Source organism: Caballeronia sp. KNU42 (assembly GCF_053760385.1).
In genome coordinates this window covers 2,444,637-2,470,082 of record NZ_CM132388.1, presented here as the reverse complement: position 1 = coordinate 2,470,082, position 25,446 = coordinate 2,444,637, and the positions used below count along the sequence as shown (strand labels likewise).

The following is a 25,446-nucleotide window of genomic DNA, read 5'->3' as shown; positions in this document are numbered from 1 at the left end:
TTTTCAGTCATGGGTTCGTTGAGTATTTGGCATTGGTTGATCGTTCTGTTGATCGTGGCGCTGGTTTTCGGCACGAAGAAACTGCGCAACATTGGCGGTGATCTGGGCGGCGCGGTAAAAGGTTTCAAGGAAGGGATGAAGGAAGGCGAAGGTACGCCGACCGAGCAGCGTGAATTGCCGCGCAACGGCACGGTCGACGTGGAAGCGAAGGACAAGACCCGTTCCGGCGACTACCGCTAATCAACGGTTAAGCCCGGCACCGGCCACCTCCACTTGCCACCCTCAGGATCTTCGATTCCATGCTCGACCTTGGTCTGACCAAAATGGCGCTGATCGGCGTCGTCGCGCTGGTAGTGCTCGGGCCGGAACGCTTGCCCGGCGTGGCACGGACGGCAGGCGCGCTGTTTGGGCGCGCACAGCGGTATATCAACGACGTCAAGGCCGAAGTCTCGCGTGAGATGGAACTCGACGAGTTGAAGAAGATGCGCACCGAGTTTGAAACGGCGGCATCGAATGTCGAGAACAAGATTCACGACAATCTGCGCCAGCACGAAAACGAACTCAACGACGCGTGGAACCAAGGCACATCGGTCTCGGACAGTGTGGCGGGCGGCGGTGACCCGAATCTGACCCACGTTTCCGGCGATACTTGGCGTTCGAGCCCGGACAACACGTTCAGCAGCAGCGCGTCAGGCGGGAAACGCAAGAACTGGCGCGTCAAGCAGTCCGCCATTCCGAACTGGTACAAGCGCACCACGTTGCGCAAGACGCGTGTTCAATCGGGCGCGGCGCGCGTGGCGCGGCACACGCCTGAGACGCTGCGTCGTCCCACGCGGTTTTTCTGATGTTTGCCCCGCGTTCATTGCGCGAACACCCACTTCCCTTCCATCGATGAATCCCAGCAGAGGGCCGGCGTGAGCGACCCGCAACAGATTAAAGACGAGCCCGTCGAAGAGACGTTTATCTCGCACCTGGTCGAACTGCGTGACCGCATTATTCGCGCAGGCGCTTCAGTCATCGTCGTGTTCATCGGACTGGTTTATTGGGCGCCGAATATCTTCCGGTTGCTCGCGCGTCCGTTGATGGAGAACTTGCCGAAGGACGGCAAGATGATTGTCACCGACGTCACCGGCTCGTTCTTCGTGCCGATGAAAGTGACCATGATGGTCGCGCTGGTCATAGCGCTGCCCGTTGTGCTGTATCAGATCTGGGCGTTTATCGCGCCAGGGCTGTATCAGCACGAGAAGAAGCTGGTCGTGCCGCTGGTCGGGAGCAGCTATTTGCTGTTCCTGTGCGGCATGGCGTTCGCGTATTTCGTCGTATTTCCCACCATTTTCCGCGTGATGGCGCATTACAACGCGCCGCTCGGCGCGGAAATGACGACGGATATCGATAATTACCTGAGCTTCGTCCTCACCATGTTCTTGGCGTTCGGCGTGACCTTCGAGGTCCCGATCATCGTGGTGATTTTGGCGCGGATGGGATTCGTCACCATCAAGAAACTGCGGCAGATCCGGCCGTACGTGATTGTCGGCGCGTTCGTGATTTCGGCCGTGGTGACGCCGCCTGACGTGTTCTCGCAACTGATCCTGGCCGTGCCGCTGATCATTCTCTACGAGGTCGGCATCATTGCGGCACGGTTGATCGTGGGCAAGGACAAGATCGCGGAGCAGGAAGTGGAAGCCGCGGAAGACGTAAAGCGGGAAGCGGATTGAGGGTTTCGGACGCTGGATGAGGGGTATGAAAATAAAGGGGCCGTTCCAAACATGAGTGGGAACGGCCCCTTTTTATTGGGCAGGTCACGGCGAGTTGAAGAGCAGCTTACTCGTCGTTTTGGTCTCCACCGCCGTTGTCATCGTCAGGTGGCTGGGGCTGCTTGGGCTGCATCGGCCGTTTGCCGATCACCACGCTCAAGTCCAGCTCGCGGCTCTTGCGCATCAGATGCACCTTCACCGACGTCCCCGGCTTGATCTGTGCGACCACATTCAGCAGACGCGTGGTGTCGGTGATGGTGTCGTCGTTGATGCTGATCAGGATGTCGCCGGGCTTGATGCCGGCTTTATCGGCCGGTCCGCCTTGCAACACGCCCGCCACGATCGCGCCGGACTTTTGCTCGAGTCCGAACGATTCCGCGATCTCCGGCGTCACGTCCTGCGGCTCCACGCCGATCCAGCCACGCGTCACCGTGCCTGTGGTGATGATGCTTTCCAGCACGCTGCGCGCGGTCGACACAGGAATGGCAAAGCCAATCCCAAGCGAGCCGCCGCTGCGCGAATAGATTGCGGTGTTGATGCCGAGCAGATTACCGTTCACGTCCACCAGCGCACCGCCCGAATTACCCGGGTTGATGGCCGCGTCGGTCTGGATGAAATTCTCGAAGGTATTGATGCCGAGGTGATTGCGCCCGAGCGCGCTGACAATCCCCATGGTCACAGTTTGCCCGACACCAAACGGATTACCGATCGCCAGCACGACGTCGCCCACGCGCGTCTGGTCCATGCGGCCGAGCGTGATGGTCGGCAGGTTGGTCATGTTGATCTTCAGCACGGCGAGATCGGTTTCCGGATCCACGCCGATCACTTTCGCCGACGACGTCCGTCCGTCCGCCAACGCAACTTCGATCTGATCAGCCCCATCGACGACATGTTGGTTCGTTAGAATGTAGCCTTCGGAGCTGACAATCACGCCTGAGCCGAGATTCGATGCCGGTGTTTCGTCGCCCTTGCGCTTGTTCTTGTCGCCGAAAAAATAGCGGAACAGCGGGTCTTTCGCGCGCGGATCGGGCGGTAACGTGCCGTCCTTGCTCGAAAACACGTTGACCACGGCGGGCATCGCTTTCTGCGCGCCATCCGCATACGACGACTGGGCGGGTCGGGAACCGATGCTCGGCGCAACTTCCTGCAACGCGACGATCGGTTCGGCGAGTTGCTTGCCGAACGTTCCCTGGCGTTGAAGCCACTGCGGTTTCAAGGTCGCGACGATGAACATCAGCGCCAAAAGCACGGTCACCGCTTGGGCAAAAAACAGCCAGAAGCGTCTAAGCATTTGATGGAATAGAGGAATTCATGGATCGGATCGAACTGGAATTGTATCTGAACAATCTGCTGGAAATCGGGCGCTTCAAGGACTATTGCCCGAATGGTCTGCAGGTTGAAGGATCGCGTCGCGTGGGCAAGCTGGCGACCGGTGTAACGGCGTCGCAGGCGTTCCTGGATGCGGCCATCGAGTGGGGCGCCGACGCCGTGCTCGTGCATCACGGCTACTTCTGGAAGAACGAAGCGCCGCAGGTCACGGGCCGCAAATATCGCCGGCTGAAGACGTTGCTGGACCACGACATCAACCTGTTCGCGTACCACCTGTCGCTCGATTCGCATCCCGAGTTCGGCAATAACGCGCAGCTTGGTGCGCGGCTCGGCTTGATCGCGGACAACCGTTTCGGCGACCAGGATCTCGGCTGGATTGCGTCGTTGCCTGTGCCGTTGTCGCTCGAGCACTTCACCGCGACGGTCGAAAACGAAGTCGGGCGCAAGCCGCTCGTGTTCGGTAATCCGGATTGGGAATTGCGCCGCGTGGCGTGGTGCACGGGCGGCGCGCAAGGTTTCTTCGACGAAGCCATTGCCGCCGGCGCAGATGTCTACATCAGCGGCGAAGTGTCGGAACAGACCATGCACATTTCAGCAGAAAGCGGCGTGGCCTATGTTGCGGCGGGGCACCATGCCACTGAACGGTACGGCGTCCAGGCGCTTGGCGCCCATGTGGCCGAGCATTTCGATATCGAACACGTCTTTATCGATATCGATAATCCGGCCTGATTATCTTGCAGTGCAATAAATAATCGATTGGCTTAAATAACCCCTTCATTCGATACACCCGTTTAAGTGCGGGGAAACCCTTAAGAATGAAGGACTTCGAGCGTTTTTTGCTATTCAACTCTTGTAAATGACGACTCCATTCGCGCACACTAGCGTCGGTAGAACGAACTGACGGTTTAAACCAACTCAGAAGTGGGGCGTGTGATGCGAGACAACGAAGATCAACGCGTCGACGGCAGCCGCCGAACCTGGCTGATCACGACGACCGTAATGGGCGGAATTGGTGGCGTAGCGGCTTGCGTCCCGTTCGTCGGGTCGTTTGCACCGTCGGAGAAAGCCAAGGCAGCGGGCGCGCCGGTCGAAGTCGATATATCAGGTCTGAAGCCTGGCGACCTGATGACAGTTGCCTGGCGCGGTAAGCCAGTCTGGATTCTTAACCGTACCGACGAAATGCTCGCCGACGTAAAAAAGGCCGATCCCGAGCTCGCCGATCCGCAGTCGAAGAAGGCATTCAGCATGCCGCTGCCGGAATACTGCAATAACGAATACCGTTCGCGCACCGATCACAAGAACCTGCTCGTTGCCGTGGCCGTCTGCACGCATCTCGGCTGCACCCCCACGCCGCGCTTCCAGGAAGGCGCCCAACCCAATCTCCCTGACGACTGGCCCGGCGGTTTTCTCTGCCCGTGCCATGGCTCGACCTATGACCTGTCTGGCCGCGTCTTTAAAAACAAGCCCGCGCCGGATAACCTGGACATTCCGCCATATATGTTCACATCGGCGACGTCACTCGTGATTGGCAAGGACGAAAAGGGAGAGGCGTAATGGCGGCTACCGACAAGGAAGTGGAAACAACAGGTTTTCTGGGCTGGATCGACCGGCGCTTTCCGCTGACATCGACCTGGAAGGCACACGTTTCCGAGTACTACGCGCCGAAGAATTTCAACTTCTGGTACATCTTCGGCTCACTGGCGTTGCTAGTGCTGGTGAACCAGATCGTCACCGGCATCTTCCTCACGATGAACTACAAGCCCGATGCGACGCTCGCGTTCGCATCGGTCGAATACATCATGCGGGAAGTGCCGTGGGGCTGGCTGATCCGCTATATGCACTCGACGGGCGCGTCGATGTTCTTCGTCGTCGTGTATCTGCACATGTTCCGCGGATTGTTGTACGGCTCGTATCGCAAGCCGCGCGAACTCGTGTGGATCTTCGGCTGCGCCATTTTCCTGTGCCTGATGGCCGAGGCGTTCTTCGGTTACCTGCTGCCGTGGGGCCAGATGTCGTTCTGGGGCGCGCAGGTGATCGTGAACCTGTTCTCGGCCATTCCGTTCATCGGCCCGGATTTGTCGCTCTGGATTCGCGGCGATTACGTGGTGTCGGACGTGACGCTCAACCGCTTTTTCGCGTTTCATGTGATCGCCATTCCGCTCGTGCTGATCGGTCTGGTCGTCGCCCACCTGGTCGCGCTGCATGAAGTGGGGTCGAATAACCCGGACGGCATCGAAATCAAGGCCAAGAAGGACGAGAAGGGCATTCCGCTCGACGGCATCCCGTTCCATCCGTACTACTCCGTCCACGACTTCATGGGCGTGTGCGTATTCCTGTTCATCTTTGCCGCGATCATTTTCTTTGCGCCGGAAATGGGCGGTTATTTCCTCGAAGCCAATAACTTCGTGCCGGCGAACCCGCTGCAGACACCGAACGAGATCGCGCCGGTGTGGTACTTCACCGCCTTCTACGCCATGCTGCGGGCCACAACCGACCCGTTCAAGATCGTGTTGATGATCGTGGTCGCCTTGCTGGGCGTGCTGGCGTTGCTGCGGGCGCGTGGCAAATGGCGGTTAGGTCTGCCGGTGCTGGCTTTGCTGGTGGTGGTGTTCATGGCGCTGACCGAATCGAAGTTCTGGGGCGTGGTGGTGATGGGTACAGCGGTGGTGTCGCTGTTCTTCCTGCCGTGGCTTGACCGAAGTCCGGTCAAATCCATCCGGTACCGCCCGTTGTTCCACAAGGTCTTCTACGGGATCTTCGTATTCGCGTTCCTGGTGCTCGGCTATCTCGGCACGAAACCGCCGTCGCCGGCCAGCACGCTGATCGCGCAGATCTGTGCGTTGATTTATTTCGCGTTTTTCCTCGGCATGCCCTTCTGGACGACGCGCGGCCGCTTCAAGCAGCCGCCCGACCGCGTGCGGTACACGCCGCATTGACCCCCGCGCCCATAGGAGACACGACGATGAAAAAATGGTTTTCTACCCTCGCGGTGATTGGCGCGGCGCTGCTGTCGTTCGGCTTGACGCCGGCGCACGCGCAGGAAGCGCCGCTGGACGCCGCGCCCGATAGCTCAGAAAATTTTGCTTCGCTTCAACATGGCGCAAAATTGTTTGTAAACTATTGCCTGAATTGCCACAGCGCGAGTTTGATGCGTTACAACCGGCTGACGGATATCGGCATCGATCCGAAAGAGATCCAGGAGAATTTGCTCTTCACGACCGACAAGGTCGGCAACACGATGACCATCGCCATGCGTCCCGAAGACGCGAAAACGTGGTTTGGAGCGGCGCCGCCGGATTTGTCGGTGGAGGCGAGGGCGCGGGGCAAGGACTGGATCTACACGTACCTGCGGAGTTTTTATCGCGACGATACCCGGCCGACCGGCTGGAACAATATCGTGTATGAAAACGTCGCCATGCCGCATGTGCTGTGGGAGTTGCAGGGTGTCCGGACGGCGAAGTTCGAAACCGAAGTCGACGAAAAAACCGGTGAAAAGGTCAAACATTTCGCGGGTTTTACCCAAGTGACTCCGGGGACAATGTCGCCAGTAGATTATGATTCGGCTATGGCCGATCTGGTTTCGTACCTTTCGTGGATGGCGGAACCGGCCCAGCAGGAGCGCAAGCAGCTGGGCGTCTGGGTCCTGATGTTCTTGGGAGTTTTGAGCTTTTTGGCGTGGCGCCTCAACGCGGCATACTGGAAGCAAATTAAATAACACGCCGCGATCGGTGTGGGTCAGCGTGGACAAAGCGCCTCATAGAAGGCGCTTTTCGCACGCTGGCCCTTATGTTTTTCTGAAGGGACTTTTAATCATGATGGTTTTGTACTCCGGCACTACCTGCCCGTTCTCCCAGCGCTGCCGGCTGGTGTTGTTCGAAAAGGGCATGGACTTCGAAATCCGCGACGTTGACCTGTTCAACAAGCCGGAAGACATCGCGGTGATGAATCCGTACGGCCAGGTTCCCATTCTGGTCGAACGCGACCTGATCCTGTACGAATCGAACATCATCAACGAATACATCGACGAGCGTTTTCCGCATCCGCAACTCATGCCGGCCGATCCGGTGCAGCGCGCCCGCGCTCGCCTGTTCCTGCTGAACTTCGAGAAAGAGCTGTTCGTGCACGTCGGCACGCTGGAAAACGAAAAGGGCAAGGCAGCGGAAAAGAATCACGAGAAGGCGCGCAACGCCATCCGCGATCGCCTGACGCAACTCGCCCCTATTTTCCTGAAGAACAAGTACATGCTCGGCGAAGAGTTTTCCATGCTCGACGTCGCCATCGCGCCGCTGCTGTGGCGCCTGGATCACTATGGCATCGAGCTGTCGAAGAACGCTGCGCCGTTGATGAAGTACGCCGAGCGGATTTTCAGCCGGCCGGCTTACATCGAAGCGCTGACGCCTTCGGAAAAAGTGATGCGTCGCTAATATTTTCGATTGGCGGGCGTGCCGGTTCGACCGGCCACGCTCCCTTTCGATAGAGGGCAAGTCGATGCAAGAAATATCCACCAAGCCTTATCTACTGCGCGCGCTCTATGAGTGGTGCACGGATAACGGCTTTACGCCGCATATCGCGGTGCGGGTCGACAACGGCACGCGCGTGCCGCGCCAGTTCGTACGCAATGACGAGATCGTGCTGAACATCAGCTTCGAGGCCACGAGCCAGCTGCAGATGGGTAACGAGTGGATCGAGTTCAGTGCGCGCTTTTCTGGCAAGTCGCACAAGATCGAGGTGCAGGTCACCAACGTGCTGGCTATCTATGCCCGAGAGAATGGCCAAGGCATGGCCTTTCCCGTCGATCCCGCTGCGATCGGCGCGGCGCCGGACGTGTCGGGCGAGGGCGGCGGGCCGCGTTCGTCGGAGCTGGGACCGGAAGAAAGTGGCTCTGAGCGGATCGAGCACCGTGAGACGACGGCATCTGCGCGAGACGCACAAGATGACGATGAGTCGCCTCCTGACGACGATGGCTCGAAATCATCCGGTCGAGGCCACCTCAAGGTCGTCAAATGAAGTAAAATCGCTGACTTCGCCGGCTTAGCTCATCAGGTAGAGCAGTTGATTTGTAATCAGAAGGTGGCGGGTTCGAGTCCTGCAGCCGGCACCAGTTTGGCTTTTCACGAAGTACCAAGATGTATTAAACCCCGCGCCCGGTAACGGTTCGCGGGGTTTTTGTTTTTGGCGAACGCCAAACTCGTGGCGTTGAAAAACGTGGTTGGAGCTGCTTCCGACGAGGGTTTTGCGTCGGTGGCCTTGTCGAAGGATCACGTCGCCCAATGGGCGGATGGATTTTCAAGACGGCGTCGATGAGCCAATTTTTTACACATCGCTGCCGTGGACTTCGGAAAACTGCGTGTTCCCGGGGACTGAGAAATGCTTCGGGACTGTCGCTCGCGAATTGCACGTTTGTGAGCGGCTTCCGCTTCGATCTGCGCGTCCCGGCGGGCGCTCCTGTCGACGGATGATCGAACGCACGTCCGATCCTTCCCCGCATTTCGCCAGATCAATCGACGTTTCTTCACGTGCTCTTAATAATCTTTTCACAAACCCCTTGCGCAACGTCTGAGGGGGCACTAGAATTCGGCCTCTTCGCTTCTGGATGAGGCGAAGAGAAGCGGGAAGTAAGGCGTTAGCTGTTCGATTTCGGTAGACGGAAAGCCAAGCAGGACGGCGCTCTGGCGGAATTGGAAAGTCCAGGTGGTCGAGATGATGTTTGTCACGAAGCGGTAAAAAACCTGTTGACGAAAAGCGAAACGCAGGACATAATCTCGTTTCTGTGCTGCAGATGCAGCGACGCGAAAGCGGCAGGGTTCTGAGGGTTGGGAATCGTGCGGTGGGTAGCGAATGTTCTTTAAAAACTAACAGCCGATAAGTGTGGGCGCTTGGTGCTTGGCTTTAAAGCGTGGTGGTGTTTTCCGGGGTAACTCGGCAGATGCTGCCGTGAAGCGAAAGTATCAAGTCTCACACTAGTATTAAGGTAGGTTTTGAGCGTCTTTCTGTCAAAGGAAAGATGGGAGGAACTTGTCAGTACGTTGAGTGAGCGACCTATTCGCAAGAATAGAAAACAGTAACAGGCATTGAACTGAAGAGTTTGATCCTGGCTCAGATTGAACGCTGGCGGCATGCCTTACACATGCAAGTCGAACGGCAGCACGGGGGCAACCCTGGTGGCGAGTGGCGAACGGGTGAGTAATACATCGGAACGTGTCCTGTAGTGGGGGATAGCCCGGCGAAAGCCGGATTAATACCGCATACGATCTACGGAAGAAAGCGGGGGATCCTTCGGGACCTCGCGCTATAGGGGCGGCCGATGGCAGATTAGCTAGTTGGTGGGGTAAAGGCCTACCAAGGCGACGATCTGTAGCTGGTCTGAGAGGACGACCAGCCACACTGGGACTGAGACACGGCCCAGACTCCTACGGGAGGCAGCAGTGGGGAATTTTGGACAATGGGGGAAACCCTGATCCAGCAATGCCGCGTGTGTGAAGAAGGCCTTCGGGTTGTAAAGCACTTTTGTCCGGAAAGAAAACCTTCGCTCTAATACAGTGGGGGGATGACGGTACCGGAAGAATAAGCACCGGCTAACTACGTGCCAGCAGCCGCGGTAATACGTAGGGTGCGAGCGTTAATCGGAATTACTGGGCGTAAAGCGTGCGCAGGCGGTTCGTTAAGACAGATGTGAAATCCCCGGGCTTAACCTGGGAACTGCATTTGTGACTGGCGAGCTAGAGTATGGCAGAGGGGGGTAGAATTCCACGTGTAGCAGTGAAATGCGTAGAGATGTGGAGGAATACCGATGGCGAAGGCAGCCCCCTGGGCCAATACTGACGCTCATGCACGAAAGCGTGGGGAGCAAACAGGATTAGATACCCTGGTAGTCCACGCCCTAAACGATGTCAACTAGTTGTTGGGTCTTCATTGACTTAGTAACGTAGCTAACGCGTGAAGTTGACCGCCTGGGGAGTACGGTCGCAAGATTAAAACTCAAAGGAATTGACGGGGACCCGCACAAGCGGTGGATGATGTGGATTAATTCGATGCAACGCGAAAAACCTTACCTACCCTTGACATGGTCGGAACCCTGCTGAAAGGTGGGGGTGCTCGAAAGAGAACCGATACACAGGTGCTGCATGGCTGTCGTCAGCTCGTGTCGTGAGATGTTGGGTTAAGTCCCGCAACGAGCGCAACCCTTGTCCTTAGTTGCTACGCAAGAGCACTCTAAGGAGACTGCCGGTGACAAACCGGAGGAAGGTGGGGATGACGTCAAGTCCTCATGGCCCTTATGGGTAGGGCTTCACACGTCATACAATGGTCGGAACAGAGGGCTGCCAACCCGTGAGGGGGAGCTAATCCCAGAAAACCGATCGTAGTCCGGATCGTAGTCTGCAACTCGACTACGTGAAGCTGGAATCGCTAGTAATCGCGGATCAGCATGCCGCGGTGAATACGTTCCCGGGTCTTGTACACACCGCCCGTCACACCATGGGAGTGGGTTTTACCAGAAGTGGCTAGTCTAACCGCAAGGAGGACGGTCACCACGGTAGGATTCATGACTGGGGTGAAGTCGTAACAAGGTAGCCGTATCGGAAGGTGCGGCTGGATCACCTCCTTTCTCGAGCTCAAACGTATTAAAGTGAAGTGCTAAAGCGCTCACGCTTATCGGCTGTAAGAAGACAGGCTAAGGGTCTGTAGCTCAGTTGGTTAGAGCACCGTCTTGATAAGGCGGGGGTCGTTGGTTCGAATCCAACCAGACCCACCATGATTCCTTGAGTGATGATTAACGAATGCGTTAAGCGTCATAAAAGAGGAATTACGGACCCTTCAGCATCAAGGTACTGGGGGATTAGCTCAGCTGGGAGAGCACCTGCTTTGCAAGCAGGGGGTCGTCGGTTCGATCCCGTCATCCTCCACCAATCATCAATGCATAGCATTCTTTGTAAAGAGAGTGATTACGCATTGGCGATTGAGCCAGTCAGTAAATCATTTAAGGCATGGCGCTTTAAATGATGCTGTCGTTCTTTAACAATCTGGAAGAAGTAGTAAAGGTCAATGTGAAAGCACTTAGAGATGGGTGTGAGTAGATTGATCAGGGTTGTGATTGTATCAATGTATGAAAAGGTGATCGAAAGATCGCTTTGGAATACGGCGCAACACGAATACTCAACCTATAGCGGGGTGAAGAAAAACACGGTCCGGGGCAACCTGGGTGGTGTTTGGAGAGACACACTCGTTATAGGGTCAAGCGAACAAGTGCATGTGGTGGATGCCTTGGCGATCACAGGCGATGAAGGACGCGGTAGCCTGCGAAAAGCGACGGGGAGCTGGCAAACGAGCTTTGATCCGTCGATGTCCGAATGGGGAAACCCGGCCCTTCTGGGTCATCCGTAACTGAATACATAGGTTACGTGAAGCGAACGCGGTGAACTGAAACATCTAAGTAACCGCAGGAAAAGAAATCAACCGAGATTCCCAAAGTAGTGGCGAGCGAAATGGGATCAGCCTGTACTCTTTAGCACGACCGTTAGCCGAACACTCTGGAAAGTGTGGCCATAGCAGGTGATAGCCCTGTAGGCGAAAGCGGATGTGTGGAACTAGGTGTACGACAAGTAGGGCGGGACACGTGAAATCCTGTCTGAAGATGGGGGGACCATCCTCCAAGGCTAAATACTCGTGATCGACCGATAGTGAACCAGTACCGTGAGGGAAAGGCGAAAAGAACCCCGGGAGGGGAGTGAAATAGATCCTGAAACCGCATGCATACAAACAGTCGGAGCCTCGCAAGGGGTGACGGCGTACCTTTTGTATAATGGGTCAGCGACTTACGTTCAGTAGCAAGCTTAACTGATTAAGGCAGGCGTAGCGAAAGCGAGTCCGAATAGGGCGTTCAGTTGCTGGGCGTAGACCCGAAACCAAGTGATCTATCCATGGCCAGGTTGAAGGTGCGGTAACACGTACTGGAGGACCGAACCCACTAATGTTGAAAAATTAGGGGATGAGCTGTGGATAGGGGTGAAAGGCTAAACAAACTTGGAAATAGCTGGTTCTCTCCGAAAACTATTTAGGTAGTGCCTCGTGTATCACCTTCGGGGGTAGAGCACTGTCATGGTTGTGGGGTCCATTGCGGATTACTACGCCATAGCAAACTCCGAATACCGAAGAGTGCAATCACGGGAGACAGACATCGGGTGCTAACGTCCGGTGTCAAGAGGGAAACAACCCAGACCGCCAGCTAAGGTCCCCAAATATTGCTAAGTGGGAAACGAAGTGGGAAGGCTAAAACAGTCAGGAGGTTGGCTTAGAAGCAGCCACCCTTTAAAGAAAGCGTAATAGCTCACTGATCGAGTCGTCCTGCGCGGAAGATGTAACGGGGCTAAGCAATATACCGAAGCTGCGGATGCGAGATTTATCTCGCATGGTAGGAGAGCGTTCCGTAAGCCTGTGAAGGTGCATTGAAAAGTGTGCTGGAGGTATCGGAAGTGCGAATGCTGACATGAGTAGCGATAAAGGGGGTGAAAAGCCCCCTCGCCGTAAGCCCAAGGTTTCCTACGCAACGTTCATCGGCGTAGGGTGAGTCGGCCCCTAAGGCGAGGCAGAAATGCGTAGCTGATGGGAAGCAGGTTAATATTCCTGCACCATTGTTAAATGCGATGGGGGGACGGATCGCGGAAGGTTGTCCGGGTGTTGGAAGTCCCGGTCCTTGCATTGGAGAAGGCGCTTAGGCAAATCCGGGCGCGGAATTCAAGGGTGTGAGGCCATTCGCTTAGGCGAAGAAGCAATCGGAAGTGGTTCCAAGAAAAGCCTCTAAGCTTCAGTTTAACAAGACCGTACCGCAAACCGACACAGGTGGGCGAGATGAGTATTCTAAGGCGCTTGAGAGAACTCGGGAGAAGGAACTCGGCAAATTGGTACCGTAACTTCGGGATAAGGTACGCCCCTGTAGCTTGATGCGCCTGCGCGCAAAGGGTGAAGGGGTTGCAATAAACTGGTGGCTGCGACTGTTTAATAAAAACACAGCACTCTGCAAACACGAAAGTGGACGTATAGGGTGTGACGCCTGCCCGGTGCCGGAAGATTAAATGATGGGGTGCAAGCTCTTGATTGAAGTCCCGGTAAACGGCGGCCGTAACTATAACGGTCCTAAGGTAGCGAAATTCCTTGTCGGGTAAGTTCCGACCTGCACGAATGGCGTAACGATGGCCACACTGTCTCCTCCCGAGACTCAGCGAAGTTGAAGTGTTTGTGATGATGCAATCTCCCCGCGGCTAGACGGAAAGACCCCATGAACCTTTACTGTAGCTTTGCATTGGACTTTGAACCGATCTGTGTAGGATAGGTGGGAGGCTATGAAACCGGAACGCTAGTTTCGGTGGAGCCGTCCTTGAAATACCACCCTGGTTTGTTTGAGGTTCTAACCTTGGTCCGTGATCCGGATCGGGGACAGTGCATGGTAGGCAGTTTGACTGGGGCGGTCTCCTCCCAAAGTGTAACGGAGGAGTACGAAGGTACGCTAGGTACGGTCGGAAATCGTGCTGATAGTGCAATGGCATAAGCGTGCTTAACTGCGAGACCGACAAGTCGAGCAGGTGCGAAAGCAGGTCATAGTGATCCGGTGGTTCTGTATGGAAGGGCCATCGCTCAACGGATAAAAGGTACTCTGGGGATAACAGGCTGATACCGCCCAAGAGTTCATATCGACGGCGGTGTTTGGCACCTCGATGTCGGCTCATCTCATCCTGGGGCTGTAGCCGGTCCCAAGGGTATGGCTGTTCGCCATTTAAAGAGGTACGTGAGCTGGGTTTAAAACGTCGTGAGACAGTTTGGTCCCTATCTGCCGTGGGCGTTGGATATTTGAAGGGGGCTGCTCCTAGTACGAGAGGACCGGAGTGGACGAACCTCTGGTGTACCGGTTGTCACGCCAGTGGCATCGCCGGGTAGCTATGTTCGGAAGAGATAACCGCTGAAAGCATCTAAGCGGGAAACTCGCCTTGAGATGAGATATCCCTGGAGCTTCGAGCTCCTTGAAGGGTCGTTCTAGACCAGGACGTTGATAGGTCAGGTGTGGAAGTGCAGTAATGCATTAAGCTAACTGATACTAATTGCCCGTAAGGCTTGATCCTATAACCAGTGTGTGTCGGCAGCCGTTAGTGCTTTAGCACTTATGGATGCCCCATCCCGCGCGAAGCGCGGGGTCTTGATGAGCGAAAGGCTCACACACGCCAAGGTTGAGATCATGTTGTGCCTAGTAACAAACACAACCCAAAGCAACACCAGTAATAACGAGAGACACTCTCGACTACTTCTTCCCCAGATTGGTTGTAGCGCCCTCAAGCGCTACAACACCCCCTCATGCCTGATGACCATAGCGAGTTGGTACCACCCCTTCCCATCCCGAACAGGACCGTGAAACGACTCCACGCCAATGATAGTGCGGATACCCGTGTGAAAGTAGGTAATCGTCAGGCTCCTTATGCGCTGCAAGCCACCGCAGCTAAACAAAAACCCCACCCCGCAAAGGTGGGGTTTTTGCGTTTCGGGCCACACCTTTCAGACCACTCGCGCCAAACACCCAACACTCCGGCTTGCGCTTTCGTCAACACGCTAAAATAGTGCTTTAGCCGGATGTCTTCACGGCTTTTGCAAAACAGGTCCCCATGCTACGTCTAAGCGAAATCAAGCTGCCGCTTGAGCATTCGGAAAACGAACTCGAGTCGGCGATTCGCTCACGTCTCGCGCTTATCCATGTCCCCGCCGATGGCCTGATCCGCTATACGGTATTTCGTCGCGCGCACGACGCGCGTAAGCGCTCCGACATCAAACTTACGTACATCGTTGATGTCGATGTGAAGGACGAAGCTTCCGCGCTTCGTTATCTGGACGACCAACCGCATTGCACTGTGACGCCGGACATGGCGTACAAGTTCGTCGCGAAGGCGCCGGCGCAAATGACATCGCCGAGGCCGGTCGTGATTGGCATGGGCCCGTGCGGATTATTCGCCGGCTTGATCCTCGCGCAGATGGGATTTCGTCCCATCATCCTGGAACGGGGCAAGGCTGTTCGCGAACGGACCAAAGACACCTGGGGCCTGTGGCGGAAAAACGTGCTGAATCCCGAGTCGAACGTGCAGTTTGGCGAGGGTGGCGCCGGGACGTTTTCAGATGGCAAGCTTTACAGCCAGATCAAGGACCCGAAGCACTACGGCCGCAAGGTGCTCGAAGAGTTCGTGCTCGCCGGTGCGCCCGAAGACATTCTGTATCTGAGCCGGCCGCACATCGGTACGTTTCGACTGGTAGGGATGGTCGAGAAAATGCGCGCGACGATTCATCAACTCGGCGGCGAAGTACGCTTCGAAGCGCGCGTCGAAGATATTGAGATTGAAGCCGGCAAAGTGCGTAGTCTTACGCTTTCCAACGGTGAAACGCTGCGCTGCGATCATGTCGTGCTGTCGGTGGGACACAGCGCGCGAGATACTTTTGAGATGCTGCACGATCGCGGCGTCTACATGGAAGCAAAACCGTTTTCACTCGGATTCCGGATCGAACATCCTCAAGGGCTGATTGATCGGAGCCGGTTCGGCAAATTCGCGGGACATAAGCTGCTCGGCGCGGCCGATTACAAAGTCGTCCATCACTGCAGCAACGGTCGCGCGGTCTATAGCTTTTGCATGTGCCCGGGCGGAACGGTAGTGGCGGCGACGTCTGAACCGGGACGCGTCGTCACGAACGGGATGAGCCAATATTCGCGCAACGAGCGTAATGCCAACGCGGGTATTGTCGTCGGAATTACGCCGGACGATTTCCCCGGTGGCCCGCTAGCAGGAATTGCGTTTCAAAGGCAGTGGGAAGAGCGGGCGTTCGAACTTGGCGGCAGTGACTACTGCGCACCGGCGCAGTTGGTCGGTGACTTTATCGCGAGACGACCGTCTACCGCGCTTGGGACGGTCGAACCGTCGTACAAACCGGGCGTTCGTATGACCGACCTGACCAGCGCATTGCCGGAGTATGTGGTCGAGGCGATTCGTGAAGCATTGCCGCAGATCGACAAGAAGATACCCGGTTTCGCCATGCACGACGCTGTGCTGACGGGCGTCGAGACGCGTACATCGTCGCCAATACGAGTTCGCCGGAAAGACGATTATCAGAGCGTGAACGTCGACGGGCTTTACCCCGCGGGGGAAGGCGCGGGATACGCTGGCGGTATTTATTCGGCCGCCATCGATGGGATCGAAGTGGCCGAAGCGCTGGCGTTGAAGATGATGGCGAGTTAGGACGTGTCGTCGGCCGCAACGAGTACGCGGCCAACGAAGGCGGCAGTTTTTCGCTCGCGATCGGCAGCCGAGGTGTCAAAAGCTGAGATGCCGCTGCCAAACAGAACTGCCGCTGCCAACCAACTAAACAATTACCGCTTCACCGCTTCAAGTAATCACCCCCACCTGCCACGGCACGAACTCGTTCTGCCCGTAACCGTGCGCTTCGCTCTTCGACGCCACTCCCGACGCGCAGTCCAGCATCATCTGGAAAATCGCTTCTCCGAGCTGATCGATTGATGCGGTTCCATCGATAACCCCTCCGCAGTTGATATCTATGTCTTCTTCCTGCCGCTCCCACAGCGCTGTGTTCGTGGCAAGCTTCAACGAGGGCGAGGGCGCACAGCCGTAAGCCGAGCCGCGCCCGGTCGTGAAGCAGATCAAATTCGCACCGGACGCAACCTGGCCTGTCGCCGAGACAGGGTCGTACCCAGGCGAGTCCATGAACACAAACCCCTTCGCGTCGATAGGTTGAGCGTACTCATAGACTTCCACGAGTTTCGTCGTGCCACCTTTCGCCACCGCGCCCAGCGACTTTTCGAGAATCGTCGTGAGGCCGCCGACCTTGTTTCCGGCCGATGGATTGTTGTCCATCGCCGCACCGTTTCGCGCGCAATAGTCTTCCCACCACTTGATACGTGTCAGTAGTTTTTCGCCGACTTCCCGGCTTACTGCGCGTCGCGTCAGCAGATGCTCCGCGCCGTAGACCTCGGGTGTCTCGGAGAGAATCGCTGTACCGCCATGCTGAACCAAACGGTCGACAGCGGCACCTAGCGCGGGATTCGCCGAGATCCCCGAATAACCATCCGAGCCTCCGCATTGCAATCCAACCACCAGGTGCGACGCCGGCACGGGTTCGCGTTTGACGCGGTTGGCATCGGCGAGCAGTTCTTTCACCATCGCGATGCCGCGTTCGATCGTCTTGCGCGTGCCGCCGCTGTCCTGGATCGTGAAGCTGCGCAGTTTCGCGCCGTTATCTTTCAAGCCAGCCGAACCGAGGATGCCCGAAATCTGATTCGTCTCGCAGCCCAAACCGATAAACAGCACCGAATGAAAATTCGGATGGACCGCGTAACCCGCGAGGGTGCGACGCAGGATTGCGATGCCGTCGCCGAGAGAGTCGATGCCGCAGCCCAGTCCATGCGTCAATGCGATCACGCCATCCACGTTCGGATAATCGGCGAGCGCTTCAGGACGAACATCGTGGCGAAAGTAATCGGCGATGGCACGCGCCACCGTCGCCGAGCAATTCACGCTCGTCAGGATGCCGATGTAATTGCGCGTCGCCACGCGACCATCGTCGCGACGAATACCCATGAATGTGGCGGGTTTATCGGCGAAATGGGTTTCACGTATATCGACGCCGAACTCATGTTCGCGCTCGAAATTCGCCATGCCAAGGTTGTGGACATGAACGTGCTGACCGCGCGAGATGGCATCCAGCGCCACGCCGATAATCTGATTGTAGCGCCGCACGGGTTCACCTTTGGCGATGTCGCGCGTGGCGATCTTGTGGCCCGGCGGAATGAGCCCGCTCACCACAAGCGGCTCGACTTCGGAGGTAATGCGCGCGCCCGACATCAGTTGGCGCGTCGCGATCACGACGTCGTCGTTGGGATGAAGGCGGATAACGGTGTGATCGATAGGCATGGCAAGTATTCCTCAGGATAGCGCCGAGACAAGCCGTCGCTGTTCAATATTCAAGCCGAGTTGATGCGCCAGCTCGACAGCCGGTTTAAAGCGGCGTTGTTTTTTCTCTGCGTGGTTATGCGCGATGTCGGAGAGCCGATGATCCAGAAACGGATTCTCGAAGCGGTCGCGGACATCGACGAGATACGCGCGCGCGGCGTCTTGCTCTCCTAAAGCATCGAAGACGGGCAGCACTTCGTCACGCCATGTCGATTCCAGTGTCGCACGCCAGGTTTCGTTGCGCATGGCGTCGCGGACGTTGGTGTCGGCGGGGGCCTGGTCGGCGAGCCAGAGTTCGGCGAGCATCGTATGGCCGAGGTTGAGCAGCAGAAGTTTGAGGCGCTCGTAGCGGGCGAGGTTGTCGGTGAGCACGATGTCCTCGTGTTCACACGGCAGGACCATGCCGGCTTGACGCTCGATTGCCCACAACGCGTAAGGCTCGGCGATGGCGCCAACAGGATGAATCGGCTCGGAGACAATACGGTCGACCAGAGAGTTCACCCATATGCAATCGCGCTGCAGATAGCGGATGAAAGCGTCGTCTGCTTGCCACGCCTTCGCCATGCCGATGACCAGGTCGCGCAATGTGTCGCCATTACGCGATACCAGTTCGCAGGGGAGCAGGGTTATCGGTTCGGCATCCGCGCGAAACCGGTCATGCAGCAAGACCGCCAACTTGGCGGGAAAACTGCGCGGGACGGAGTCTTCCTCAAGGCTTCGAGCAAGGTCGTCATCAAAGCAGGTGTAGCCCGTGTCACCCGTGTTCGACACGATCACCTTGACGTCGCGCCGCACGCGCTCACGTAGCGTTGACCAGTCATCGGTGGCGTTGAGGGCTTCGGTGATCGCGTCGCATTGAACGGTGACATCGATGGTCGCATCGCCTCGCCGGCCACGGATGCGCACCGGGTACGCGCTCGAGGCGCGCAATGCGTCGATTCGCGCACGGCTTTGCGCATTCGATGTGCTTTGCACGACGGTAATCCGTCCAAGCGCTTTCGACGGGTCATGTCGCGCGGCCTCGGCGACGAAGAAATCAACATGCGCCTGGAGAAAGCGGCTCGTGCCGAACTGGAGAATCGGATTGCTCATCGTCGATATGGGCGTGTCAGCACTCGACCAGTGCCTTGATCACGCCCGCAGACGGGTCGAGCAGCTTGGCAAATTCGCTCGGCAAATCGCTTAACTTGAGTGTGTGCGTATTGAGCGCCGCCGTAGGAATGAGACCCGCGCGCATCGCGGAAAGCACGGTTTCAAAGTCGTCCGGCGTAGCGTTGCGGCTTGCAAGCAGCGTGGTCTCGCGCTTGTGAAACTCAGGATCGGCGAACGAGATCCGGTCGGCAACAATCGATATCAGCACATATTTTCCGCCATGTGCGACGAACTCCAAGCCGCGTTCCATTGCTTTCACGTTGCCGGTGGCGTCGAAGACGATATCGAAAAACTCATTGCCGGTGAGTTCCGCGAGCTGTTTTGCATCCGCTGCGGCGCCGGTCGTATCCAGACGTACGACATGGTCCACGTCCAGCAGCGTTTCACAGAACCGCAACCGGTCCTCGCGGCCGTCCAGCACCGTTACTGCCGCGCCGCGCAGTTTGGCGAAGATCGCCGCCGCCATTCCGATCGGCCCGGCGCCCACCACCAGCGCTCGCTGCTTCGGTTGCACATCGGCTCGCGCGACAGCGTGCGCGCCGATCGCCAGAAATTCGATCATCGCGGCTTGATCGAGGGTCACGCCATCGGCTTTGAACACAAATTCCTGCGGCACGGCGAGTTGCTCGACCAGGCCGCCGTCGGTATGCACGCCCAGGACGCGAATATTCATGCAGCAATTCGGCTTCCTGGCCCTGCACGCGATACATTTCCCACACGCAAGATAGGGCATCACGTACACCTGATCGCCTTTCGCAACGCGTGCGCCGGCCGGCGCCGATTCCACGATTCCCGACAACTCGTGCCCCATCACCCGCGGATACGATAGATACGGCTGATTCCCGGTGTAGATATGCAGGTCCGTACCGCACACTCCAACACGCTTGATGCGGATCAGGACATCGTCGACACCGGGTTCGGGTGACGGGCGATCAATCAGAACGAGCGAGCCGGGTTGTTCGCAGATGACAGTTTTCATGGGGATAGGATTGATTTTTTGGCCTTACCAGAACGCATGTTAGTTTCCTAAAACGCAACTGGTCAAGCCAATTTGCCTCTGGTAGGGGTTTGGCCTGACCACTGGCGACATCGTTGTATAGAATTTAGGCTCCCGCGAGCATTTCGGCAAACGTGCTGCCAATGCAACCATCCTGCCTAACCAAGGAGCCTTTGTGGCCGTAAAACCCATGGAGACGCGTCGTCTCTACCTTCAGATCGCCGACAAACTGCGCGCGTTGATCGAAGAACAAGGCTTCGCGCCGAACAGCCGCTTGCCGTCGGAGCGTGAGTTGGCGCTGATGCTCGGGGTATCGCGGCCGTCGGTGAGAGAGGCGCTGGTCGCACTGGAGTTGGAGGGGCGTGTCGAAATCCGGATGGGATCGGGCGTTTATATCTGCGCACCGTCCGCGGCCGGATCACGTCCGAATCTCCCGCCCGAAGCGGAATTCGGCGACAGCCTGCTGGAAATCATGACTGCGCGAATGGTGATCGAGGGGGCTATCGCGGCGAATGTGGCTGCGTTCGGCAAGCCGAAGGCGCTCAAGGCGTTGCGCGAGATCTACGAAAGCATGGCGCGGGAAGTGGCGAACGGGCAAATTCCGCTGGCGGCGGATCGCGCGTTTCACTTGGCCGTTGCTCAGATGTCAGGAAACGATGTGCTGGTGCGCACGGTAACGAGTCTTTTCGACGAACGGCATAGCCCGCTGTCATCCAAACTGCGGGTGCATTTTGAGGGGGATGAAACGTGGGCGGCCGCGTTGAGCGAGCACAAAGACATACTGGACGCGCTCGAAGCGCGCGATGCCATTCAGGCCCAGGCTTCCATGCAGCGCCATTTGAAGGCGTCGTACGAGCGGCTGATGACGCGCCGCAAGCATTGAACAGGGATCTTCAGGCCAGCCCGCGATCAATCCGGACTGGTCTGTCGAAGAGCGTACAAGCAGCGTTCAACCGGGATAAGCCTCGTCCACTTTCAGCCCGGCGAGCTTGAAGATCACGCGCAGCGTCTGCGGTGCAATCTCGCGCCGCGAGGCGAGGGTGGTCAACACGAAATCCATCACTTTCGCGTACTTGAGCATGGTCAGGCACGTTTCCATGTCGGTGCTGCCATCGCGCATGACTTCCGCGAGCCGCAACATTTCGCCGGAAATCTCTCTAGCCATTTCGAGTTCAAGTTGCTGTTTTTCGCTCCACTCAGGCATTGACGTGAGCTTTGCAAGCATTTCCTGAAATTGCTGTTCGGCTTTACTGTCTCGGATTGGGTCCATCGCCGTCCTCATTTTGTTTGCGTATTCCCCGCGGGAAAACGCCGTGTTCGTTAGGTATTGCGTAACAGACCTTGCGTCGACGTCGGCTGGTGCGCTTCACCCGCCATAACCTCACGTGCCGCCGAGGTCATCAATTCGTCGCGCTTGGGCTTTGCTACCAAGGCGTCCTGCTATAAAGGCCGCGGCCTACTGCCGCCGTAATTTGCGTCCATCCCGTTGATTTTCCCGTCCTCGGTGCACGAAATATTCCATCTGAAACCCGTGTTCCTCAGTGCTGCATCGAGGAGACCCGAACCCTCTGACAGTTCCCGATGCTGCGTCATGCGGGAGCGTCTATGCGCTTTTGGGTAAACTTGCCCATTTACAGTCGATAGAACCAGCGGTTAGCGCACACTTCGCGCCGAAAAATTCCGCATGACCCGCCTACAGAATCACTACGGTATCCAGACGATGGCCAAGAAGTCCCGGGCGCCGAACGCGCCCATTGCATCAACGGATTCGTCCGATAAAACGCCTGAAACCTCGGCCAAGCACGACATCCGTCCCGGCCAGTCCCTCGAACTCCTGAAGGAACTGCACATCTTGACGCGCGACGGCAAGATGAATCAAGACAGCCGCCGAAAGTTGAAACAGGTCTATCACCTGTTTCAGTTCATCGAGCCCTTGCTTGCGGAAATCCATGCAAAAGAGGGTTCGGTGACGCTGGTCGATCATGGAGCGGGCAAGTCTTACCTTGGGTTCATTCTCTACGATCTCTACTTCAAAGCTCTGCGCGATCGGTCACATATCTTTGGTATTGAGACACGATCGGAGCTGGTTGAAAAATCCGAGGAATTGGCCGCGCGGTTGGGATTCGAGGGCATGTCGTTCCTGAATCTGTCGGTGGCTGAATCGACTACGTCAGACCGTTTGCCGGACACCGTTGATGTCGTCACGGCATTGCATGCGTGCAATACCGCCACCGACGACGCGATTCATTTCGCTTTGCAGAAGAAAGCGAAAACCATTGTGGTGGTGCCGTGTTGCCAGGCCGAAGTGGCGTCGGTTCTACGCAAGAACAAAGGGCATTCGTTGTCGAAGAATGTGCTGACGGAAATGTGGCGGCATCCGCTGCACACGCGCGAATTCGGCAGCCAGATCACGAATGTGCTGCGTTGCATGCAACTGGAATCGCACGGGTATCAGGTCAGCGTGACGGAGCTCGTCGGCTGGGAGCACTCGATGAAAAACGAGTTGATCATCGCGCAGTTCAAGGACTTGCCGCGTGGGAAACCCGCGCAGCGTTTGTCCGATGTGCTGGAAACGCTCGGTCTGGAAGAGATGCGCGAGCGCTTCTTTACGGCTTGACCCCGGCGTCACGCTTCATGTGATCGATCCAGCCGGCGTGGCCGAGACGGCGCAGCGTGGCCATGTTGCGCTCGTAGATATCGGCGGCGTCGGGGAACGCTTCTGCCGCCCGTTCAATGCTCGCCTCGCGCAACAAATGGAAGATCGGGTACGGCGCGCGGTTCGTGAAATTTTCGATGTCGTCGGGATCGGCGTCATCAAATTGATAGTTCGGATGAAAGCTCGCTATTTGTAGTTCACCTTCCAGCTTCAACTGTTTCAGCAGGGTATCGGCGAAATGCAGAGCGTCGTTGTAGTCGGCGAAATCAGCGAGTGCGTGCGGGACGATCAGCAGCGTGGTGTCGGTTTGTTCCGGATCGGTATCGGCCAGGTGTTTCAGTTCGGTTTCGATATCCGCGAGCACGTCTTCAAACGTGCGCGCTTCGCTGACGGCGTAGCGGATCTGGTCCTTCACATACACGGCTTTGGCGAACGGGCACAGGTTCAGGCCAATGACGGCGCGCGTAAGCCAGTGTCGCGTTGAATTGATAATCTCTTCGTTCACAGTTCAATCCTGTCTTCACCGCACGCCGCTTTCACGAGCAGCGCGGCCGTGGCGGGCGCCGTACGCATCGGTCCGCAGCCTGGGCCGAAGGTCTGGCTCGCGGCATATACGCCCTCGACCAGCAACACGAGGGAATCGGCGAGAAGTTGAGGATCGGCCGCGCCCGCCGCGGTCGACAATTCCAGCAACCGGCTGATCAGATACTGCTTGTTGTTCGCCACCGATACCCGCGCCGGATGTTCCCGATCCGCGAATTCGCAGGCCACATTCACGAACGGACAGCCGCGATAATCCGGGTTCGACGCCCGTTCGACAAGATCAGTCATGCTCTGCACGAGCGCCTTCGCCGGTTGATCCGGATGTTTCGCGATACTGCGTTCGATCCGCTCCCGGAAGCGCGCGTCCATGCGCGTGAGATACGCCACCACCAGATCGTCCTTCGACGAAAACTGCCGGTACACGCTCATCTTGTTCACGCCCGCGCGTTCGACGACCGCGTCCACGCTGATCGCCCGAATCCCATCGCGATAAAACAGCTGTTCCGCGGCGTCGAGCAGTTGCTCCTGCGCGGTGGCGCCGTCCATGTGCCGGCGGACGGGTTTTTTATCGGCAACGGGGTCTTCATTCGATACGCGTACCACGGCCATGTCCTTAATTTTCGAAGGGATTCTTGACATGTTACCGAGCAGTCACTAAGCTCGCAACCTAAATGTGACTGAGCGGTAACGTTCGTCGAAAGATAATCAGAAGAAATCGGAGCGAAGGATGAATTGGGCAGCCAGGCGGCTTTCGGGCCGCGTGCATTACGCGTGGTTATCGGTAGGCGTTGTGTTTCTTGTATTGCTCGCGGCGGCCGGCACGCGTGCGACGCCCAGCGTCATGATGTTGCCGCTTGAACAGGAGTTCGGCTGGAGCCGCGCGACCATCTCGCTCGCGATCTCCATCAATTTGGCGCTATATGGCCTGACTGGCCCGTTCGCTGCGGCCGCGATGCAGCGTTTCGGCGTGCGTCCCACGCTGCTTGTCGCGCTGGGGGCGCTGGCGACAGGCGTGGGGTTGTCGACGCTGATGAGCGCACCGTGGCAGATGATCCTGGTGTGGGGCGTGCTGGTCGGCGGAGCCACCGGCGTGGCCGCCATCACGCTGGCGGCGACGGTGGTGAATCGCTGGTTCACGTCGCATCGCGGATTGGCGATGGGGATTCTTACAGCCAGTTCGGCCACCGGTCAGCTAGTGTTCCTGCCCATGCTCGCGGCGATCACCGAGCGCTTCGGCTGGCGTCCCATGGTGCTGGTGGTCGCGGCGGCTGCGGCTGTCGTGTTGCCCTTGGTAGCGTGGCTGCTGCCCGAGCGTCCCGCCGATCTCGTGCTGCGTCCGTTTGGCGAAGCGCCCGACTCGCCGCAGCCCATTCCCGTTGCACAGAAGAATCCGATCGCGCTCGCGTTCGGCACGCTGGGCATGGCGAGCAAGACGCGCGATTTCTGGTTGCTGGCGGGCAGTTTTTTTATCTGCGGCGCGAGCACGAATGGTTATATCGGTACGCATCTGATCGCCATGTGCGCCGATCACGGCATGACCGAAGTGCAGGGCGCGGGTCTTCTTGCTGCCATGGGTATTTTCGATCTCTTTGGCACGACGCTGTCCGGTTGGCTGTCCGACCGCTTCAACGCGCGCGTGCTGCTGTTCTGGTACTACGGCTTGCGCGGGTTGTCGCTGATGTTCCTGCCGCACGCGTTTGGTATCGATTTCTATGGCTTGCCGGTCTTCGCGGTTTTCTACGGGCTGGATTGGGTGGCGACCGTGCCGCCGACCGTCCGGCTCGCTACAGACGTCTATGGCAAGGAGTCGGCGCCCATCGTCTTTGGCTGGGTCGTGGCGGCGCATCAGTTCGGAGCCGCGTTCGCGGCGCTTGGCGGGGGCATGCTGCGCGCGAGTCTCGGCACCTACACCGTCGCGACGATGATTTCCGGGAGCCTGTGTATTCTCGCCGCGGTAATGGTCCTGCGGATCAACAAGGCGCCGCGTGCCATGCAGGCCGTGGCGACCTGACAGAACACCCGCTCGCC

At 57.5% G+C, this 25,446-nt stretch carries 20 protein-coding genes, 3 tRNA genes and 3 rRNA genes; 19 read left to right on the top strand and 7 right to left on the bottom strand.

Features of this window, described 5'->3' with window-relative positions:
* The first annotated feature begins 9 nt into the window (after nucleotides 1–9).
* The 3 genes from tatA to tatC all read left to right on the top strand — a co-directional run bounded on the left by tatA (nucleotide 10) and on the right by tatC (nucleotide 1,715).
* Entirely contained in the window at nucleotides 10–240 is a 231-nt protein-coding gene (gene tatA, locus ACSOSP_RS11035) for a Sec-independent protein translocase subunit TatA (RefSeq protein ID WP_455306485.1), read from the top strand.
* 59 nt (nucleotides 241–299) lie between these two features.
* On the top strand, nucleotides 300–845 hold the full coding sequence (gene tatB, locus ACSOSP_RS11030; protein ID WP_455306483.1) for a Sec-independent protein translocase protein TatB: 546 nt from the start codon (nucleotides 300–302) through the stop codon (nucleotides 843–845).
* 69 nt (nucleotides 846–914) lie between these two features.
* Nucleotides 915–1,715 carry a twin-arginine translocase subunit TatC gene (gene tatC / locus ACSOSP_RS11025; RefSeq protein WP_455306481.1) on the top strand — a complete coding sequence of 267 codons (801 nt, stop codon included), beginning with the start codon at nucleotides 915–917 and terminating at the stop codon, nucleotides 1,713–1,715.
* A gap of 106 nt (nucleotides 1,716–1,821) precedes the next feature.
* On the opposite strand, the gene ACSOSP_RS11020 is transcribed toward tatC, so the two are convergent.
* The gene (locus tag ACSOSP_RS11020; protein WP_455306479.1) at nucleotides 1,822–3,045 is read right to left on the bottom strand and encodes a Do family serine endopeptidase; all 1,224 of its coding nucleotides are present in this window, start codon (nucleotides 3,043–3,045) and stop codon (nucleotides 1,822–1,824) included.
* A 20-nt stretch (nucleotides 3,046–3,065) separates the two neighbouring features.
* Between ACSOSP_RS11020 and ACSOSP_RS11015 the strand changes: the two genes are divergently transcribed.
* The 13 genes from ACSOSP_RS11015 to ACSOSP_RS10955 all read left to right on the top strand — a co-directional run bounded on the left by ACSOSP_RS11015 (nucleotide 3,066) and on the right by ACSOSP_RS10955 (nucleotide 16,342).
* Nucleotides 3,066–3,812 carry a Nif3-like dinuclear metal center hexameric protein gene (locus tag ACSOSP_RS11015; RefSeq protein WP_455306477.1) on the top strand — a complete coding sequence of 249 codons (747 nt, stop codon included), beginning with the start codon at nucleotides 3,066–3,068 and terminating at the stop codon, nucleotides 3,810–3,812.
* 204 nt (nucleotides 3,813–4,016) lie between these two features.
* A complete protein-coding gene (gene petA, locus ACSOSP_RS11010) occupies nucleotides 4,017–4,637 on the top strand; it encodes a ubiquinol-cytochrome c reductase iron-sulfur subunit (protein ID WP_455306475.1) in 621 nt (206 codons plus the stop codon).
* The gene (locus tag ACSOSP_RS11005; protein WP_455306473.1) at nucleotides 4,637–6,019 is read left to right on the top strand and encodes a cytochrome b; all 1,383 of its coding nucleotides are present in this window, start codon (nucleotides 4,637–4,639) and stop codon (nucleotides 6,017–6,019) included. Before petA ends, ACSOSP_RS11005 begins: the two co-directional genes overlap by 1 nt.
* Nucleotides 6,020–6,045: 26 nt before the next feature.
* On the top strand, nucleotides 6,046–6,798 hold the full coding sequence (locus ACSOSP_RS11000; RefSeq protein WP_455306472.1) for a cytochrome c1: 753 nt from the start codon (nucleotides 6,046–6,048) through the stop codon (nucleotides 6,796–6,798).
* 97 nt (nucleotides 6,799–6,895) lie between these two features.
* A complete protein-coding gene (locus ACSOSP_RS10995; RefSeq protein ID WP_031362199.1) occupies nucleotides 6,896–7,507 on the top strand; it encodes a glutathione S-transferase N-terminal domain-containing protein in 612 nt (203 codons plus the stop codon).
* Between the two features lie 64 nt (nucleotides 7,508–7,571).
* Nucleotides 7,572–8,090 (top strand): ClpXP protease specificity-enhancing factor, encoded by a 519-nt coding sequence (locus tag ACSOSP_RS10990; protein WP_455306469.1) that lies wholly within the window; start codon nucleotides 7,572–7,574, stop codon nucleotides 8,088–8,090.
* An 18-nt stretch (nucleotides 8,091–8,108) separates the two neighbouring features.
* Nucleotides 8,109–8,184 (top strand) — tRNA-Thr (locus ACSOSP_RS10985).
* Nucleotides 8,185–9,156: 972 nt separating this feature from the next.
* Nucleotides 9,157–10,689: ribosomal RNA gene (locus tag ACSOSP_RS10980) — 16S ribosomal RNA — on the top strand.
* Between the two features lie 70 nt (nucleotides 10,690–10,759).
* A tRNA-Ile gene (locus ACSOSP_RS10975) sits at nucleotides 10,760–10,836 on the top strand.
* A gap of 78 nt (nucleotides 10,837–10,914) precedes the next feature.
* A tRNA-Ala gene (locus ACSOSP_RS10970) sits at nucleotides 10,915–10,990 on the top strand.
* A gap of 323 nt (nucleotides 10,991–11,313) precedes the next feature.
* Nucleotides 11,314–14,194, top strand: a 23S ribosomal RNA gene (locus ACSOSP_RS10965).
* Nucleotides 14,195–14,426: 232 nt separating this feature from the next.
* Nucleotides 14,427–14,539: ribosomal RNA gene (gene rrf, locus ACSOSP_RS10960) — 5S ribosomal RNA — on the top strand.
* Together the 16S, 23S and 5S rRNA genes with 2 tRNA genes alongside form the textbook arrangement of a ribosomal RNA operon.
* 189 nt (nucleotides 14,540–14,728) lie before the next feature.
* A complete protein-coding gene (locus ACSOSP_RS10955; protein WP_455306468.1) occupies nucleotides 14,729–16,342 on the top strand; it encodes an NAD(P)/FAD-dependent oxidoreductase in 1,614 nt (537 codons plus the stop codon).
* 147 nt (nucleotides 16,343–16,489) lie between these two features.
* On the opposite strand, the gene ACSOSP_RS10950 is transcribed toward ACSOSP_RS10955, so the two are convergent.
* Genes ACSOSP_RS10950 through ACSOSP_RS10940 form a run of 3 tightly spaced genes read right to left on the bottom strand, consistent with a single transcriptional unit; the run spans nucleotide 16,490 to nucleotide 20,201 of the window.
* A complete protein-coding gene (locus ACSOSP_RS10950; protein ID WP_455306466.1) occupies nucleotides 16,490–18,031 on the bottom strand; it encodes a UxaA family hydrolase in 1,542 nt (513 codons plus the stop codon).
* Nucleotides 18,032–18,043: 12 nt separating this feature from the next.
* Entirely contained in the window at nucleotides 18,044–19,162 is a 1,119-nt protein-coding gene (locus ACSOSP_RS10945; protein WP_455306464.1) for a mannitol dehydrogenase family protein, read from the bottom strand.
* A 16-nt stretch (nucleotides 19,163–19,178) separates the two neighbouring features.
* Nucleotides 19,179–20,201, bottom strand: a complete 1,023-nt coding sequence (locus tag ACSOSP_RS10940) for a zinc-binding alcohol dehydrogenase family protein (RefSeq protein ID WP_455306462.1) — start codon at nucleotides 20,199–20,201, stop codon at nucleotides 19,179–19,181.
* A gap of 208 nt (nucleotides 20,202–20,409) precedes the next feature.
* Between ACSOSP_RS10940 and ACSOSP_RS10935 the strand changes: the two genes are divergently transcribed.
* Nucleotides 20,410–21,102, top strand: coding sequence for a FadR/GntR family transcriptional regulator (locus ACSOSP_RS10935; RefSeq protein WP_455310925.1), 693 nt, complete (start codon nucleotides 20,410–20,412; stop codon nucleotides 21,100–21,102).
* A gap of 66 nt (nucleotides 21,103–21,168) precedes the next feature.
* On the opposite strand, the gene ACSOSP_RS10930 is transcribed toward ACSOSP_RS10935, so the two are convergent.
* Entirely contained in the window at nucleotides 21,169–21,489 is a 321-nt protein-coding gene (locus ACSOSP_RS10930; RefSeq protein ID WP_455306460.1) for a DNA-binding protein, read from the bottom strand.
* A 414-nt stretch (nucleotides 21,490–21,903) separates the two neighbouring features.
* On the opposite strand from ACSOSP_RS10930, the gene ACSOSP_RS10925 reads away from it, so the two are divergent.
* The gene (locus ACSOSP_RS10925; RefSeq protein ID WP_455306458.1) at nucleotides 21,904–22,836 is read left to right on the top strand and encodes a class I SAM-dependent methyltransferase; all 933 of its coding nucleotides are present in this window, start codon (nucleotides 21,904–21,906) and stop codon (nucleotides 22,834–22,836) included.
* Here the strand turns inward: ACSOSP_RS10925 and ACSOSP_RS10920 are convergent.
* Nucleotides 22,826–23,380 carry a DUF1415 domain-containing protein gene (locus tag ACSOSP_RS10920; RefSeq protein ID WP_455306456.1) on the bottom strand — a complete coding sequence of 185 codons (555 nt, stop codon included), beginning with the start codon at nucleotides 23,378–23,380 and terminating at the stop codon, nucleotides 22,826–22,828. The two genes, ACSOSP_RS10925 and ACSOSP_RS10920, sit on opposite strands and share 11 nt — an antisense overlap.
* Nucleotides 23,377–24,027 (bottom strand): TetR/AcrR family transcriptional regulator, encoded by a 651-nt coding sequence (locus ACSOSP_RS10915; protein WP_455306454.1) that lies wholly within the window; start codon nucleotides 24,025–24,027, stop codon nucleotides 23,377–23,379. The genes ACSOSP_RS10920 and ACSOSP_RS10915 overlap by 4 nt, the downstream gene beginning before the upstream one ends.
* A 118-nt stretch (nucleotides 24,028–24,145) precedes the next feature.
* On the opposite strand from ACSOSP_RS10915, the gene ACSOSP_RS10910 reads away from it, so the two are divergent.
* Nucleotides 24,146–25,429 (top strand): MFS transporter, encoded by a 1,284-nt coding sequence (locus tag ACSOSP_RS10910; RefSeq protein ID WP_455306452.1) that lies wholly within the window; start codon nucleotides 24,146–24,148, stop codon nucleotides 25,427–25,429.
* Nucleotides 25,430–25,446 lie beyond the last annotated feature (17 nt).